Raw genomic sequence first — 16,740 nt, 5'->3', positions numbered from 1 at the left:
TATGGTCTTGCAAAAAGCTTATAAGCATAAGATACACAAAGACTGTTTTTGTTTTTATCTTTCTGCCAAGATAACGAAAAATTTTGCTAGGAGGATAATTAAAATAGCTCTTTTTGCAAAAATGAAATTGGGTATGAACTATGAAAATTAATGGCAATGAAATTCGTCCCGGTAATGTAATCGAACATCAAGGGAGCCTGTGGGTAGCTGTTAAATGCAATGCCGTCAAACCAGGGAAAGGTGGAGCATTTAATCAAGTCGAAATGAAAAATGTCATCGATGGTACAAAGCTAAATGAACGGTTTCGCGCAGCTGAAACTGTTGAAAGAGTGCGTCTTGAACAAAAGGATTTTACTTTCCTTTATCAGCAAGGAGATGCTTTGGTTTTTATGGATTCCCAATCCTATGAACAGCTTGAATTACAAAAAGATTTTGTTGGTGAGCGTGCTGCCTTTTTACAAGATGGGATGACCGTAACCGTTGAACTCTATCAAGAAAAGCCAATCGGTATATCGCTTCCAGATCAAGTTACTGTAACAATTGCTGAAGCTGACCCAGCACTCAAAGGGCAAACAGTTACATCCTCTTACAAGCCTGCAATTCTTGAAAACGGTATCCGTATTCTCGTACCACCTTTTATTAATGCTGGTGAGCGTATTATTGTTGACACCAACGAATTGATTTATTTACGTCGCGCAAATGATAAAGATAAATAAAGGGATAAGATATGGCTCATTCTGCAATCATGAATGTCATGGTGCAAGCCGCAATGAAAGCTGGGCGCTCTTTGATACGAGATTATGGCGAAGTACAGAATTTACAGGTGTCTTTAAAAGGACCAGCAGATTATGTGAGCCAAGCAGATCGAAAAGCTGAAAAGATTATTTTCAATGAATTAATCAAAGCACGACCAAAATTTGGTTTTTTAATGGAAGAATCTGAAGAAATTATTGGAGAAGATTCTCAGCATCGTTTTATTGTAGATCCTTTAGATGGAACAACAAATTTTTTACATGGTATTCCCTTTTTTGCTGTTTCCATTGCTTTGGAAAGTCAAGGACGGATCGTTGCTGGTGTAATTTATAATCCTGCCAGTGATGAACTATTTACCGCTGAACGTGGGGGTGGTGCTTTTTTAAATGACAGGCGTTGCCGCGTTTCTGCACGACGCAAATTAGAAGATTGTGTCATTGCAACAGGAATGCCCCATTTAGGGCGTTCTAACCATGGAACATATCTTATTGAATTGCGCAATGTGATGGCTGAAGTTGCTGGTATCCGTCGTTTTGGAGCTGCTGCTCTTGACTTAGCTTATGTAGCGGCTGGAAGAACAGATGGATTTTGGGAAGACAATCTCCAAATTTGGGATATGGCTGCAGGAATGCTAATGGTTCGTGAAGCAGGTGGTTTTATCACTGATAAGGAAGGTGGTAACGATATATTTTGTAAAAAAAATATCATTGCTGGAAATGAATTTATTCATACCAAATTGGAAAAAACTCTAAAAAAAGGTATTTGAGCCTTACGAAAGATATTCAAAAAAATGAGTAATAATCGGTAGTATAGCTACTGTATTTTCTTTAATACGCAACGCTCAATTTATGATAATGCTAAGAGTTGTTTAGGAGAGAATTGCAATTTAGCAAAATGTGCATAAACTCCGTTTTGTGCGACGAGTTCTGCGTGTGTTCCTTCTTCAACGAGTGTTCCTTTATCTATCACAAGAATACGATTTGCTTTTAAAATCGTTGCTAAACGGTGCGCAATCACCAATGTTGTTCGATTTTGCATTAATCCTTCTAAAGCTTCTTGTACCAGCTTTTCACTGTTTGCATCTAAAGCTGACGTTGCTTCATCAAGCAGCAACAGGGGAGCGTTTCTTAAAAGTGCTCTAGCAATACCAATACGTTGTTTTTGCCCACCAGAAAGCATAGCACCACGTTCTCCAACTTTAGTGTCCAATCCTTCTGGTAAATTTTCTATAAATTCAAGTGCATTAGCTGTTTTAACTGCAGCGATGATTTGCTCTTCATTAATATTTTCTGCACCAAAAGTAATGTTATCACGTAATGTTCCATCAAAAATAGTAACATTTTGTGGAACGTAAGAAATTGATTTCCGTAAATCATGAAGAGAAAGGTTACTGACTTCCGTGTTATCAAATCGAATTTGACCACTTGTTGGATCATAGAAACGAAGGATCAAAGAAAAAATAGTGCTTTTTCCTGCACCTGAAACACCAACAAAAGCAACAGTTTCGCCTGCTTTTACAGAAAAAGAAAGGGAGTGCAAAACCTGTTTTTGTGGTCTAACAGGATAGCTAAAATCAACCTTATCAAAAATAATTGATCCTTGAACTGGTTTTTTTAATGGTAAAGGAAGTCTTGGCGACGAAATAGTTGGCTGTTCTTGCAACAATTCAGCTAACCGTTCAGCAGCACCGCCTGCTTGCATTAATTCTGCACCAACTTCTGATAACTGTGCAAAGGTCGAGGCTCCAAAAATTGCATAAAGAACAAATTGACCTAATTCGCCACCAGACATTGTACCACCCAAGACATCATGAGATCCGATCCATAAAACAGCCACAACACTGCTAAAAACCCAAAAAATTGCAAATCCTGTAAAAAAGGCACGTAAAGTAACAGAAGCACGAGCAGCCTGAAAAGCACATTCCACCAATGCTGAAAAACGCGCGGAAATGTGTTTTTCAGCATTAAAAGCTTGCATAATACGAATGGAGCTTACCTGCTCAGTTGCTAAGGCGTTGGCATCTGCCAAACGATCTTGCGCAATTCGCGTGCGTGTGCGAACTTTTCGTCCAAAGATAACCAATGGAATGGCAATAAAGGGAATGGCAAGCAAAACAAGTAGAGATAATTTAGCATTTGTAATCACCATCATGACAATTGCTCCGATCACCACAATCATTTGACGCAAAGCAATAGAAGCGGTAGAACCGATAGCTAATTTTATTTGAGTTGTATCCGTTAACAGCCGTGAAACAATATCACCAGAATGGGAACTATCAAAAAATGCAGATGAAAGTTGCGTGATATGCACAAAAACATCACGCCGCAAATCTGCAACAATTCGTTCTCCAAAAGTGATAACACAGTAATAACGGCAGGCTGAAGCAAGTGCAAGAAGCAAAGCCAACACCAATAAAATAGCAAAGTAAAAATTGATGTTTCCATAATTCGAAGCCAAAAAACCATGATCAAGCATTTGACGAATAGCAACAGGGAAAGCAAGCATAACAAAGGCAGCAACAAGTAAAGCCAAAAAAGCAAAGAAAATAAGCCAACGATGACGCCCAATATAAGGGCTCAAACTTAAAAGTGAAAATAATGAAGGTTTTGTAGATTTTTCTGAATAATTGAATGACATCACAGTGGTTCGCTCACTTATGAGGTTATTGATAACTCTTGAGACAACGATACACCTTGAACTCTTGTTTTTTGATGCATGCTCAGTTATAGAAATGGAACTTTAATGAGTTTATCAAAAAGACGAAAAAAGCGCACTTAAAAAATAAAGCTTGTACCATTTCGTTGTATAAAAGCAAAAGGTTTGCAACATGAAAGCGAATATTCATCCAGACTATCACAAAATTACCGTTGTTATGACGGACGGCACAAAATATGCGACTCGTTCAACTTGGGGAAAAGAAGGTGATACCCTTAATCTAGACATTGATCCAAAAACTCATCCAGCGTGGACAGGAGGATCTCAAACACTGGTAGATCGTGGTGGACGCGTTTCTAAATTCAAAAATCGCTTTGGTAATATCGGCATGTAAAATCGTATCTTCTACGGTAGGAAGCTATAAAACTGCCAACAAAATAACTAGCTATTGAAGATAGTGGGATTATTTTTGGCAGTCCGTAGAGTGTTTTTAGGAACAAAATCTTACTTTGTGAAATTATCTCCCATAGATAAAACAAATTTTATCAAAGAATTTCCCCTTTATTACTTCGGTAATTTTTTGATACGCTCCGTAAGTGGTATGATATTAAGCGATATCGGTCGTATGCATAAATATTATCTCAATGCTCGACAGCTATCAACCAACTGCATAATTTATATTTACTAGCCTGCAACTATTTGCACTATTCTTATGTACAAATGATCATAAGCTGCAGACAACCCACCTTAAATCGGAAACCTTTGATTGCGCTCAATTCATTTTTATGAGTACTAAGCAATAGTCAAACAGCGAAAAATATCGCAATATCAAATAATCTGATACAGTATAGAATCTATGATTCATATCTACGCATCAATTAATTGATTCATTTGCAATGCTTTGAGAGCAGTTTTCAACCAAAGGCACTACCCTCATCTCATCACCATGAAAATCTTACAAATCATGTAGAATATGCAAAATTTATATTTGGTCTGGTACAAATCTTGGCGTTATTCAAATACAAGATTTTTCCTGTTCTTTTGTCCACTGTCCCAAAGCAGCAAGATGATTCATTCGTGCGCGATGACAAAAAGCCTTTTGTGCAACGGCAATATTTTCCTGTTTTCCTCCCCAAGCTTTTAATGCAGCTGCTTGCAACGCCCGCCCATAAGAAAAAGTCAATTTCCAAGGCAGTGATCCAAAAGCATTCATAGCTGATAAATGAGCTGTTGCTTCTTCATCAGACTGTCCTCCAGAAAGGAAGGCTATTCCTGGAACAGCTGCAGGAACAGTTTGTTTAAGAACACGGACTGTTTTTTCAGCGACTTCTTCAACAGAAGCAGTCCGTGCATCTTTTCCATCAACCACCATATTTGGCTTTAAAATCATGCCTTCGAAAAGAACGCGTGCCTCAAACAATTCTTTAAACACAGTTTGTAAAACAGCTTTTGTAACCTCAAAACAACGTGTAATTGAATGCTGGCGTGATTGTCCATCCATCAGCACTTCTGGTTCAACAATTGGTACAATACCGACTTCCTGACACAAAGATGCATAACGAGCTAATGCTTGTGCATTTTGGCTTATAGCTCCTTTTGTTGGAAGAGTATGTGTATCAATTGCAATTACCGCACGCCATTTCGCAAAACGCGCCCCCAAATCATAATAATCCTTTAAACGATCACGAAGACCATCTAATCCTTCTGTAATCATTTCTTGCGGGAAAGCTGCTAATGGTTTAGCACCAGTATCGACTTTAATACCAGGCAACGCACCAGAATCGCGAATCAGATCAACCAACATTTGTCCAGTGGATGCTTTCTGACGAAGAGTTTCATCAAATAAGATAACACCAGAAATAGCACTTTCCATAGCTTCTTTTGCTGTAAATAGCATCTCACGATAAGCACGGCGGTTATTTTCATTAGACTCAATGCCAATGCTCTCAAAACGCTTTCCAATCGTAGCGGTACTTTCATCTGCTGCTAAAATACCTTTACCTGTACAAACCAAAGCAGATGCGGTATCTTCAAGATGTTTATTCATAAAAAATTCCTCTTTCCTGTCTTAATTTTTAAAAATGAGCAATAATCCCAGCCACATTACTTGACAAAGATACGATCCACTTCACCCTTTAATCCTGCATGAGAGCAAGAATACCAGGAAGCACCTTACCTTCCATCCATTCCAAAAAAGCTCCTCCTGCTGTTGAAAGATAGGTAAAATCACTAGAAACACCCGCGTGATTAAGTGCAAAAACTGTATCTCCTCCTCCAGCTATTGAAATCAATTGTCCCTTCTGGCTGCGTTCTGCTGCATGGCGCGCAACTACAATTGTTCCATGATCAAAGGGGGACATCTCAAAAAGACCAAGTGGGCCATTCCACACGAGGGTAGCTGCCTTATCAATGACTGTATTAATATGAGCAATGGATCGTATACCAATATCGAGGATAATCCCATTTTCAGGAATATCTTCAACATCATAAAGACGATGTGGCGCATCTTTTTCAAGACGAAAACCTACCACTGCATCTATAGGCAACAAAATCTCACATTGGCATTCTTGTGCTTTTTGAGTGATTTTTTTTACCGTTTCCATCAATGTATATTCACATAATGACTTACCAACATGGATACCCTGCGCGGCCAAAAAACTGTTGGCCATTCCACCACCAATCACTAAATGATCAACCTTTTCAACCAAATGATTGAGCACAAAAAGCTTACTTGAAACCTTTGCACCTCCAATAATAGCGACTACTGGATGCGTTGGATTTTCAAGCCCTTGTTCTAACGCCTGCAATTCGCGCTGGAGAGAACGTCCGGCATAAGAGGGCAATAAATGAGTTATTCCCTCTACTGAAGCATGCGCACGATGAGAGACTGAAAAAGCATCATTGATGTATATATCCCCATTTTTGGCTAAAGCTTCGGTAAAAGAACAATCATTCTTTTCTTCACCGGCATGAAAACGCACATTTTCAAGCAGTAGTATAGAACCACTTTGCAATACTTCGACAGCTGCCTGTACGGATGCACCAATACAATCATTGGCAAAAGCTATCGGTTGATCCATTACTTTTTCTAGAACCTCAACAACGGGACGCAATGAAAACTCTGGTTCTATCTGCCCGTTAGGACGACCACAGTGAGAAAGAAGAATAATCTTAGCACCACGTTTTTGCAGTTCAGCAAGTGTTTCTTTATGTCTTTTAAGACGTGTATCATCGTATACCTTCCCTTGCGACATTGGAACATTAAAATCCACCCGCACAAAAACACGTTTTCCAGAGACATCAACATCATCAAGTGTACGAAAACCCATCACTTCTCTCTCTTCACTTTACTGTTGTTTCAAACAAACCTACTTGCTCGACTTTATCTTTGCCCAAGCTTTATATGTGCCCAAGAAAGAGATCTCCTATAGCCTATGTCTTCTAAACCTTTCCTCTATCCAATCTTACTTTTTCAAACAATATCCCCTTTTTTGCTCACGAATAATGCCTTTGCTGCTTCCTGTCTCATAAATTTTTACCTTTTGTTGCAAAAAAAGCCAGCAATCTCTTACCTTACACTGCTTTTGCAAAGGCCACAGCTGTATCGCTCATACGGTTTGAAAAACCCCACTCATTGTCATACCAAGCGAGAATACGACAAAGCTTACCATCTATGACTTTTGTTTGATCATTGTGGAAAATGGCTGAATGTGAATTATGATTCAAATCACAACTTACAAGCTTTTCTTCTGTATAGTCCAAAATGCCCTTAAGCTGTCCTTGTGCAGAGGTACAAATAGCCATATTAATTTCTTCAACTGTCGTGGAACGCTTAGCTGTAAATGTCAAATCAACAACGGAAACATTAGGCGTTGGAACACGAATCGACACACCATCGAGCAATCCTTCTAACTCTGGCAAAACCAGTCCCACGGCTTTTGCTGCTCCTGTTGATGTAGGGATCATAGAAAGGGCAGCTGCACGGGCACGATAAAGATCACGATGCATCGTGTCTAAAACAGGTTGATCTCCTGTATAAGAATGGATTGTTGTCATAAAGCCATTTTCAATTCCAACTGTATTGTGCAATACTTGTACAATAGGCACTAAGCAATTGGTTGTGCAAGAGGCATTTGAAACAACTCTATGCTCTTTATTCAAGGACTGATGATTAACTCCATATACCACAGTGAGATCTGCACCTTCTGAAGGTGCAGAAACGAGAACACGTTTTGCACCTGCATCTAAATGAGCACTTGCTTTATCACGCGCAGTAAAGATGCCTGTACATTCTAAAGCAACATCAATACCTAAATCTTTCCAAGGCAATTGTGTTGGATCGCGCTCTGCGATCACTTTTATCGGACCAGACCCAACATCAATTGCATCACCTATAACACTAACTGTACTTGGAAAACGTCCATGAACTGAATCATAACGCAACAAGTGAGCATTTGCCTCTACTGAAGCCAAATCATTAATTGCTACAACTTCAATATCTTTTCGTCCACTTTCAACAATAGCACGCAAGATATTGCGCCCAATACGACCAAACCCATTAATTGCAACGCGAACAGTCATGTCACATTTTCCTTATTGATTTTTTAAGCTTTTCTTCAACAATAACCACCACATTCTCACATGTGATACCAAAATGCGCATAAAGCGCCTCAGCCTTCCCACTTGCGCCAAATCCGTCCATACCAATAAACACACCATCACTACCAATAAAACGATCCCATCCTTGCCGAACCGCGGCTTCAATGGCAATTTTAACAGGTGAATCTCCAATTAAAGCGCGTTGATACGAAAGAGATTGTTGAGCAAATAATTCAAAACAAGGTACAGAAATCACCCGCGTTGGAATATCATTTTTTTCTAACAAAGCATGTGCTTCCACTGCAATTTGCAATTCTGATCCAGAAGCGAACAGTGTCACTTGGGCATCATCGCTGGCTGTCAAAAGCTCATAAGCGCCTAACGCACATAAATTTTCTTCTGCATAATCTTGCCGCAAGAACGGTAAATTTTGTCGGCTCAAAGCCAAAGTAGAAGGTGTATTGTGTGCTTTTAAAGCCAATTGCCAACATTCCAATGTTTCCATAGCATCAGCAGGCCTAAAAACAAAATGATTGGGAAGTGCACGCAATGCGGCCAAATGCTCCACTGGCTGGTGCGTAGGCCCATCTTCACCAAGACCAATTGAATCATGGGTCATGACATAAATAACCCGCAAGCCCATAAGAGAAGACAGGCGCATTGCGGGGCGCATATAATCCGAAAAGCATAAAAAAGTCCCTCCATAAGGTATAAAGCCACCATAAAGAGCAAGACCATTCATAACCGCCCCCATAGCATGTTCACGAATGCCATAGTGCAAATAGCGGCCTGAAAAATCATCAGCAGAAATAGCCTTCATCTGACTGCTTTTTGTATTATTGGATCCGGTTAAGTCAGCAGAACCACCGATAGTTTCTATCACAACCTCATTGATAACTTCTAAAGCCATCTCAGAAGCTTTACGCGTAGCAACGCAAGGACAATCCTCAGCCAATTTCCGTTTATAAGCATCGAGAACGCCATCAAATTTCCCAACGAGATCACCCCGCATCAATCTCTTAAATTCCGCTTGCTCTGACACTGGTAAATCTGCCAATTTCGTTTCCCATTCTTGTCGTTTTTTAGCGGCATTAAGACCTGCTAAGCGCCAATTATCAAGAATATCAGATGGGACAACGAAAGGCTCTGAATTCCACCCCAAAGAAAGACGAGTTATAGCTACTTCCTGTGCCCCTAACGGCGCACCATGGGCTTTATCACTCCCCGCTTTATTTGGTGCTCCAAATCCAATAATTGTTTTACAGGCGATTAGAGTTGGTTTATCGGAGACTTGTGCAGTTTCAATAGCGCGCGCAATAGCTGCTTGGTTATGCCCATCAATTTTAAGGGTATTCCACCCAGAGGCTTTAAAACGCGCTATTTGATCTGTACTATCAGCAAGGGAAATCGCTCCATCAATTGAAATATTATTATCATCCCAAAGCACAATCAGCTTATTTAGTTTCAAATGACCGGCAAGTGATATGGCTTCTTGAGAAATACCTTCCATAAGGCACCCATCACCAATCAGAGCATAAGTATAATGGTTGATTAAATCACCAAAACGTGCATTTTGCAAGCGCTCACCAAGAGCCATTCCCACAGCATTAGCCAGTCCCTGTCCGAGTGGTCCGGTTGTGGTTTCAATACCTCCAGCAAATCCATATTCTGGATGCCCTGCAAGCTTAGATCCTACTTGGCGAAAATTTTTAAGATCTTCGAGAGAGATATCTTCATAACCAGACAGATACAATAAAGCGTAAAGCAGCATGGAGCCATGCCCAGCTGACAATACAAAGCGATCACGGTTAGGCCAACAAGGGTTTTTGGGATCATGGGCAAGAAATTTTGTATAAAGAACAGTGGCAATATCAGCTGCTCCCATTGGCAAACCAGGATGACCAGAATTTGCTTTTTCAATTGCATCAATAGCAAGAAAACGGATAGCATTCGCCATTTGATTCTGTTGTTCAGTATTTGTCATGAATGATAGACCACTTTTAAAACTCGTTGTTTTTTTATTTTGTCCTGAAATTTCCTGCGAAACACTATTATTTTGTTTAAATTGTCTGTGTATACCTCTCGATCACTAAAAATTCTTCACGCACGTATCATTTATGCTAACACTTTTAAAAAATCCAGCTTTTAATTAACATGTATTCCCTACTTTGCTTGATAAATACATACTACACACTTAAAAATAGAATATGTACAAGAAAAAAAATAAATGATTCGTTTTTGCATGAAAGACTGATAAAGGATACAATTAATCAAAGGATATAATCATCATGAACCAAGAAACTACGGTTCTACCACATGCCCTAGAGCAATTAGAAAAAGCACTGAGAACCCTAGAAATAACTATTGTAAATCGTGGTGCCGTCATTGATAAAACGAACGAATGCGAAGAAGAAATTCAACGAATGAATACTGATCGCAGCCGACTTGCACAAGCGCTTGACAAAGCCGAAGCACACATCGAACGGCTAGAAATCGCTAACAAAGAAGTTTCTAAACGATTGGTTAAAGTCATGGAAACAATTCGTGTTGTAATTGATAGATAAAGGTTTGAAAATATGGAAACCGTTTCTGTCACAATTGATGGTAAAGTTTATCGTATGGCTTGCGATAAAGGACAAGAAGATCATCTGATTGAGCTTGCAGCTAAATTAGATCAGTATATCACACATCTCAAGACAAATTTTGGTGAAATCGGTGATCATCGTTTATCTGTTATGGCTGGAATAATGGTTATCGATGAAATGGAAGAAATAACGCGAGAAAATAAAAAATTACAAGAAAATTACAATATTCTCTTACGACAACATAATGAAAAAAATCGCATCATGGACAAAATTATACGCGATACAACAGAGCGGATTAAGGATCTTACCAACCAACTGCTCAAATATGAGCAAAATAATATTGATCTTCAAGAAAATAAAAGTTCGTAAAAATGATCCAATTCTTAAAGAATTGGCAATTGCATAATTTGACCAAAACGCGGATATAAAAAAATTATATAAACCAGAAATCAACAAACGCGCTTAAATATTCTCTTGGAAAAAAAAGAATAGCATATACACCTATTAAACACTTTTTGTCCCATCTTGCGAAACAGCAGCAATCCGCAACAAATTCGTAGCACCAGGTGTTCCAAACGGAAATCCAGCTGTAACGATAAACTTATCCCCTTCACAACAAAAACCTTCTTGAAAAGAAATTGCAGCGGCACGATCAACCATATCCTCTAAATTCTTTGCATCTTCCGTAACTAAACAATGAAGACCCCAAACTAAAGCTAACCGTCGCGCTGTTTCTACGACTGGTGATAGTACAATAATTGGCCTATTGGGACGCTCACGAGAGATACGTATCCCTGTTTTGCCTGAAGCTGTATAAGCAACAATAGCAGACAATTGAAGCGTCTCAGCAATTTGGCGCGCCGCTAAGGAAATTGCATCCGTACCGGTTGATTCCGGAACAGGATGTTGCGCGCTGATCATAACTGCATAAGAACGATCTTGTTCAATTTGACGAGCAATCCGATCCATCATACCTACTGCTTCTTCAGGATAAAGACCAGATGCTGATTCAGCAGACAACATAACAGCATCAGTTCCAGCATAAACTGCCGTAGCTACATCAGAAACTTCTGCTCGTGTTGGCACAGATGATGTAATCATTGTTTCAAGCATTTGCGTAGCGACAACAACAGGCTTTCCCGCCAAACGGCAAGCTTTTATCAGCTCCATCTGAATAGCGGGAACTTTTTCCAACGGCATTTCTATCCCAAGGTCTCCACGAGCAATCATGATGCCATCAGAAATATCAATAATTTTTTCTATATGCTCCAAGGCTTGAGGTTTTTCGATCTTAGCCATCAAAGACACTTTGCTCTTTGTTAACTGACGCACTGCAATAATATCTTCGGGATGCTGGATAAAAGAGAGCGCAACCCAATCAACTGGCTGTTCTAAAATAACCTGAAGATCAGCTTTATCCTTTGGAGCCATAGAGCCAAAAGGCAAAACTGTATCAGGAAAGCTAACTCCTTTGCGATCAGAAATATGAGTTCCAGCAACTACACGACACTGAAGAGAATGACCGTCACACACTTCAGCGCGTAGTTCTAACTTTCCATCATTAATCAACAAACGATCACCTGGTCTGACAGCTGCTATAACTTCCTTATGTGGAAAAAAAACACGCTGTGCATCGCCGAGAACCTCACGATCATCCAATGTAAATTTTTGCCCAATTACAAGCTCTTCTTGACCATTAGCAAAACAGCCAACTCGCAATTTTCTTCCCTGCAAATCTACCAGAATACCAATTGGCCGACGGACAACCTGCTCGACTTCCCGAATTCGCTTTACCAAACTGCACATCATTTCACTATCAGTATGGCTCATATTTATACGAAAAACATCTGCTCCTGCCATAAAAAGCTTTTCAATCATCGAAACTGAAAAAGAAGAAGGACCAAGAGTAGCAATAATTTTTACTTTACGTGCACGTTTCACGGCGAAGAAATTCCTGTAAAAGCAGAAGATGGTAAAACCGAATCACTAAACAAATCCATATCAGTCAACTGCACCATCCAACTTATTTGATTGCCTGTATCAATTTCTTTAAACCCAACTTTTTGAAATCCCCTAGCAAAGCAATCATGAACTCCTTGAATAGTAAACTGACTGTCTTGCACACACATAGCTACAGAACCTGGCCAACCACCCTTTTTCTGTGCGCTTTCAGCATAAAAATAATAAAACCGTGAAGAAAGAGGCCCCTCTATTAAAGTTTTACATCCCGTGATTGGAACGACCCACCAACCCTCACTCACCCAGCCAGAAAGCGTACGATAGCCAAGGGCAACACCAACAGGATTCTGCGTCGTATTACAAACTCGGAAATCAGCTTTTGCAAAATTAACAAACAAAAACAAGAGAAGAACAACAAAAAAGAAAATTCTAAACGCTCTTTGAAATATCCATTCCTGTTCTTTGATAACCACACAGCCACCTTTATAACGTAAAATCTTAAAACAAGACATATCTCTTCTTATATTTTTTTAAGAAATTTTCAATATTTGAAGACATATCTTCAATCTATTTCTTCTTCTGTCTGTCTTTTTTGTCAATGTGCATATCCTAAATTTTTACAAAATATTTAAGATCAATTTGTAAAAAGCATACATCTTGATTCATTGCCCGTTTATCAAGTATCCAAAAACAAATTTATCGTCAAAAAAATAGCTTCAAAATACATAATCCGGAGAAAAAGACAATGGACACAGTGACTGATCAAACACACGCCATATCCGCAAACCAACTGCGTTCTTTTATCGAACGCATTGAACGATTGGAAGAAGAGAAAAAAACAATTTCTGATGATATTAAAGAGGTTTATGCTGAACTTAAAGGATCTGGTTTTGATAGCAAAGCTGTACGGAGCATTATACGATTACGCAAAAAAGAAGACCATGAGAGGATGGAAGAAGAAGCAATTATCCAACTGTATAAGAATGCACTCGGTATGGATTAAGATTAATTCTTTTGCTTTTCTATTTCTTCACGTAAAAGTTCAAGTTCTAACCATTCTTCTTCTTTTTGCGTACAGGAATTTTTCTTCCTTTCTAGCGCTATCGATAAACACTCAAAACGAGCTTTATCACAGTGATACAGTGTCGGATCAGAGAGTTCTTGTTCAATCTGTTTTATTTCGTTTTGCAAAACAGTAATTTGTTCAGGCAACTTTTCTAGTGCATAAACTTGTTTGTAAGACAATTTGCGCGATTTTATTCTTTCTTGTGGTGAAATGTGTCTTATATTCTCTCGTGCATGAATATGTGATGGATCTTTACGACGTAACAATGCCTCTTTCTTGCCTTGTGCCATCATATCACTATAGCCACCAGCATACAAAATCCATTGGCCATCACCATGAGGCGCCAAAATATGGGTCATGGTCCGATCTAAGAAATCCCTGTCATGGCTTACCAACAATACCGTCCCAACAAAATCAGCAATAAATTCTTGCAATAAATCTAATGTTTCCATATCCAAATCATTAGTTGGCTCATCTAAAACCAAAAAATTTGCAGGCTGTGAAAAAAGCCGAGCCAGCATTAAACGCGCTCTTTCTCCACCTGACAATTCTTTGAGTGGTGTGCGTGCTTGTTCAGGCAAAAACAAAAAGTCTTTCATGTAAGAAACAACATGCCGCTCTTGCCCATTGATCAAGAGACTATCACCCCTACCACCTGTTAAATATTGTGCTAGAGTTTCTTCTTCATTCAAAGTCCGTTGCTGATCGAGAAGCGCTAAAGATAAATTATATCCATGCTTAACTGTCCCACTATCAACTGCTTCTTGTCCGATCAAAACGGAAAGCAACGTTGTTTTTCCTATACCGTTAGGGCCAACTAAACCAATCCTATCGCCACGCTGAATACGCAAAGATAAATCTTTTACGACAACGCGATCACCATAAGATTTAGAAATCCGCTTAGCTTCAAGTACCAATTGACCAGAATCATGACTTTTAGCAGCTGCTAAAAGCACACCTCCAGATGGCCCTTGATAAGTTCTATGAAGCTGTCGCAATTCTTTTAATTCACCCAAACGCCGCACATTACGCTTACGACGTCCTGTTACTCCATAGCGCAACCACTGTTCTTCACGTGCAATCTGTCTCCCTAATTTATGCTGCTCCCTTATTTCTTCTTCGAGCACCTTGTCACGCCAATTTTCAAACTCAGAGAAACTCTTTTCCAATCTTTTTGTCGTACCACGATCAAGCCACACCGTTGAACGTGTAACATTTTCTAAAAAACGCCGATCATGTGAAATGACTACAATTGCTGAACGCAAAGAACACAAAACACCCTCAAGCCATTCAATAGTCAATAAATCAAGATGATTGGTTGGTTCATCCAACAGAAGAATATCTGGCTTTGCAGCAATTGCCTGCAATAATGAAACACGCCGTTTTTCACCACCAGAAAGTGATGCCAACTTCTCGGCACCTGAAAAACCAAGATCTGTCAGAAGTGTGTTAACCCATTGTATATCTGGTATATCGCCTAAACCAGCTCTCACAAAAGTATCAACATCTTCAGTATTCGAATAATCATAACTTTGTGATACATAACGAATTGTCACCCGAGGATGACGAAAAACCTCCCCTTCGCTCGGTTCTATTATCCCAGCAGCGATTTTTAACAGTGTCGATTTTCCGCACCCATTACGACCAACCAGCGCAATACGCGCCCCTTGCTCTACCGATAAACAAGCTTGGTTGAGCAAGGGAGTTGTTCCAAAAGTTAGGAAAATACGATCAAGTCGTAGGAGAGGAACCACCATCGACTTGATTATTTACGACAAGGTGCCTGATACAGTGCACCTCTTACATCACGGTAAGTACACAATTGCGGCATCTGGTTATTTTGAGGGCAAGGCGCTTTATAAATCTTACCTCCATGACCACGATATGTACACAGTGATGGCTGTTGAATCATAACTTTATTCTGTTCTTTCTGGTTTGCAGCAACACCCGTTACTGTACCTGCGATAGCACCAATTGTTGCACCAGCAAGAGCTGCCTGAGCGGCTCCTCCAACAAGTGCTGTTCCAGCCAAAGCGCCTAATGCAGCTCCCCCAACACCATAACCTGCAACTCTTTGTTCACTAACAGAGCAAGCTACTGTACTTATACCGATGGCTGAGACAACTGCCACTCTTAAAATTGATTGCAACATATAAAAACCTTTCCTTTCAAAGACAAAAATACAAGGTACATTGTTTATGCCAGCTCTGATCACCATTTCCCTCTTCTACTTTGTTCAAATAAACTAGAAAAGCTTTATAAAGGTATAGCTGCCAACAACATAGCTTTGCCAAAACCTAAAGAGCAAGAAAAAGTTCCACAAATACGGTTAGAAAGTGTCAAAGAAGACCCAAAAGGGACATTTTCGCCATCAAGAGGCCACTTTACACCTGATAAAGTTAATCCCTGCAAATCGGAAAAACCTATGATACTAAAAAGACAATCATCAGGTAAATCACACGAAAAAATCCTTGGCAAAATTGGCCACCCCTCTTCGCGACCACTTGTTAACAACACTGAAATACCTTTTTCGGCCATCGCCAATGCTTGAGTCATATGAGAAAAGCTATGGTCGCTTCTCTCGTTTCCAAAAGCACCGCACAAAATAAGCTGTTTAGCGCCGTTTTGCAAAGCCTTCTCACACGCCAATGCGCCATCAGTCTTATCTTTATCAGAAGGAAATACTTCACGGGGAATATCGTTATATTTGTGCATTAAATCCTGATCAGATGAATCAAAATCACCCAACCACAACTCTGGAACAACACTCAATGCCTCAGCATGACGTATTCCACTGTCTGCAGCAATCACCCGACTATTGTAAATTTGGCGACGCAAACGATCCGTTATACTAACATCCCCATTTAATAATATTGTAAATGCTGTCATAACATATTGTGCCTTTCATAATACTTCTCTGTAAGAATATCTTTGTCACAAACAAAAAACATGACACAATAAGTAATCGGATCACAACTAAGAAGATTATTTTCCAAAAGATTCTTAATTATAAAATACACACCAAGATATATGTATAATTTATCAAAAACTACATTCAGCACACAATTAATTTATCACACACATTTCTCCACAAATCAACACATTATAAGCAATTAATATAGT

Annotated in this window: 15 protein-coding genes and 1 pseudogene; 6 read left to right on the top strand and 10 right to left on the bottom strand. The window is 39.4% G+C overall.

The genetic code is table 11. The features are described from left to right. Window positions 1-140 precede the first annotated feature (140 nt). Both efp and V3565_RS04160 read left to right on the top strand, forming a co-directional pair. A complete protein-coding gene (gene efp, locus V3565_RS04165) occupies window positions 141-716 on the top strand; it encodes an elongation factor P (RefSeq protein ID WP_455477956.1) in 576 nt (191 codons plus the stop codon). 11 nt (window positions 717-727) lie between these two features. Beyond that, the gene (locus V3565_RS04160; RefSeq protein WP_455477955.1) at window positions 728-1,519 is read left to right on the top strand and encodes an inositol monophosphatase family protein; all 792 of its coding nucleotides are present in this window, start codon (window positions 728-730) and stop codon (window positions 1,517-1,519) included. An 80-nt stretch (window positions 1,520-1,599) separates the two neighbouring features. Here V3565_RS04160 and V3565_RS04155 read toward each other — a convergent pair whose 3' ends face one another. After that, window positions 1,600-3,390, bottom strand: coding sequence for an ABC transporter transmembrane domain-containing protein (locus V3565_RS04155; RefSeq protein WP_455477954.1), 1,791 nt, complete (start codon window positions 3,388-3,390; stop codon window positions 1,600-1,602). A gap of 190 nt (window positions 3,391-3,580) precedes the next feature. On the opposite strand from V3565_RS04155, the gene rpmE reads away from it, so the two are divergent. Continuing rightward, window positions 3,581-3,802: a 50S ribosomal protein L31 gene (rpmE, locus tag V3565_RS04150; protein WP_455477953.1), complete on the top strand. Its 222-nt coding sequence runs from the start codon at window positions 3,581-3,583 to the stop codon at window positions 3,800-3,802. Window positions 3,803-4,423: 621 nt separating this feature from the next. Here the strand turns inward: rpmE and V3565_RS04145 are convergent. The 4 genes and pseudogenes from V3565_RS04145 to tkt form a co-directional block, all read right to left on the bottom strand. Further along, the gene (locus V3565_RS04145) at window positions 4,424-5,455 is read right to left on the bottom strand and encodes a class I fructose-bisphosphate aldolase (RefSeq protein WP_455477952.1); all 1,032 of its coding nucleotides are present in this window, start codon (window positions 5,453-5,455) and stop codon (window positions 4,424-4,426) included. A gap of 88 nt (window positions 5,456-5,543) precedes the next feature. Then, window positions 5,544-6,737 (bottom strand): phosphoglycerate kinase, encoded by a 1,194-nt coding sequence (locus tag V3565_RS04140; RefSeq protein ID WP_455477951.1) that lies wholly within the window; start codon window positions 6,735-6,737, stop codon window positions 5,544-5,546. A gap of 244 nt (window positions 6,738-6,981) precedes the next feature. Then, window positions 6,982-7,989: a type I glyceraldehyde-3-phosphate dehydrogenase gene (gene gap / locus V3565_RS04135; protein ID WP_455477950.1), complete on the bottom strand. Its 1,008-nt coding sequence runs from the start codon at window positions 7,987-7,989 to the stop codon at window positions 6,982-6,984. Then, window positions 7,986-9,991: pseudogene (tkt, locus tag V3565_RS04130) on the bottom strand (transketolase). Before tkt ends, gap begins: the two are co-directional and overlap by 4 nt. Before the next feature lie 304 nt (window positions 9,992-10,295). On the opposite strand from tkt, the gene V3565_RS04125 reads away from it, so the two are divergent. Next, entirely contained in the window at window positions 10,296-10,571 is a 276-nt protein-coding gene (locus tag V3565_RS04125) for a DUF4164 domain-containing protein (protein WP_455477949.1), read from the top strand. A gap of 12 nt (window positions 10,572-10,583) precedes the next feature. Next, complete coding sequence (locus V3565_RS04120; protein WP_455477948.1) at window positions 10,584-10,961, top strand: cell division protein ZapA; 378 nt, start codon at window positions 10,584-10,586, stop codon at window positions 10,959-10,961. Window positions 10,962-11,096: 135 nt separating this feature from the next. Here the strand turns inward: V3565_RS04120 and pyk are convergent, their stop codons facing one another. Continuing rightward, a complete protein-coding gene (pyk, locus tag V3565_RS04115) occupies window positions 11,097-12,533 on the bottom strand; it encodes a pyruvate kinase (RefSeq protein ID WP_455477947.1) in 1,437 nt (478 codons plus the stop codon). Further along, on the bottom strand, window positions 12,530-13,063 hold the full coding sequence (locus tag V3565_RS04110; RefSeq protein WP_455477946.1) for a DUF1036 domain-containing protein: 534 nt from the start codon (window positions 13,061-13,063) through the stop codon (window positions 12,530-12,532). The genes pyk and V3565_RS04110 overlap by 4 nt, the downstream gene beginning before the upstream one ends. A gap of 233 nt (window positions 13,064-13,296) precedes the next feature. Between V3565_RS04110 and V3565_RS04105 the strand changes: the two genes are divergently transcribed. Continuing rightward, window positions 13,297-13,554 carry a DUF2312 domain-containing protein gene (locus tag V3565_RS04105; protein WP_455477945.1) on the top strand — a complete coding sequence of 86 codons (258 nt, stop codon included), beginning with the start codon at window positions 13,297-13,299 and terminating at the stop codon, window positions 13,552-13,554. A 2-nt stretch (window positions 13,555-13,556) separates the two neighbouring features. Here the strand turns inward: V3565_RS04105 and V3565_RS04100 are convergent, their stop codons facing one another. The 3 genes from V3565_RS04100 to V3565_RS04090 form a co-directional block, all read right to left on the bottom strand. Beyond that, the gene (locus V3565_RS04100; protein ID WP_455477944.1) at window positions 13,557-15,374 is read right to left on the bottom strand and encodes an ABC-F family ATP-binding cassette domain-containing protein; all 1,818 of its coding nucleotides are present in this window, start codon (window positions 15,372-15,374) and stop codon (window positions 13,557-13,559) included. Window positions 15,375-15,382: 8 nt separating this feature from the next. Further along, a complete protein-coding gene (locus V3565_RS04095) occupies window positions 15,383-15,769 on the bottom strand; it encodes a hypothetical protein (RefSeq protein WP_455477943.1) in 387 nt (128 codons plus the stop codon). A 104-nt stretch (window positions 15,770-15,873) separates the two neighbouring features. After that, the gene (locus V3565_RS04090) at window positions 15,874-16,506 is read right to left on the bottom strand and encodes a thiamine diphosphokinase (protein WP_455477942.1); all 633 of its coding nucleotides are present in this window, start codon (window positions 16,504-16,506) and stop codon (window positions 15,874-15,876) included. Window positions 16,507-16,740: the final 234 nt, after the last annotated feature.

It is taken from the genome of Bartonella sp. B10 (assembly GCF_053794435.1).
The sequence above is the reverse complement of the archived record's forward strand: the minus strand, read 5'-3'. Positions and strand labels throughout refer to the sequence as shown.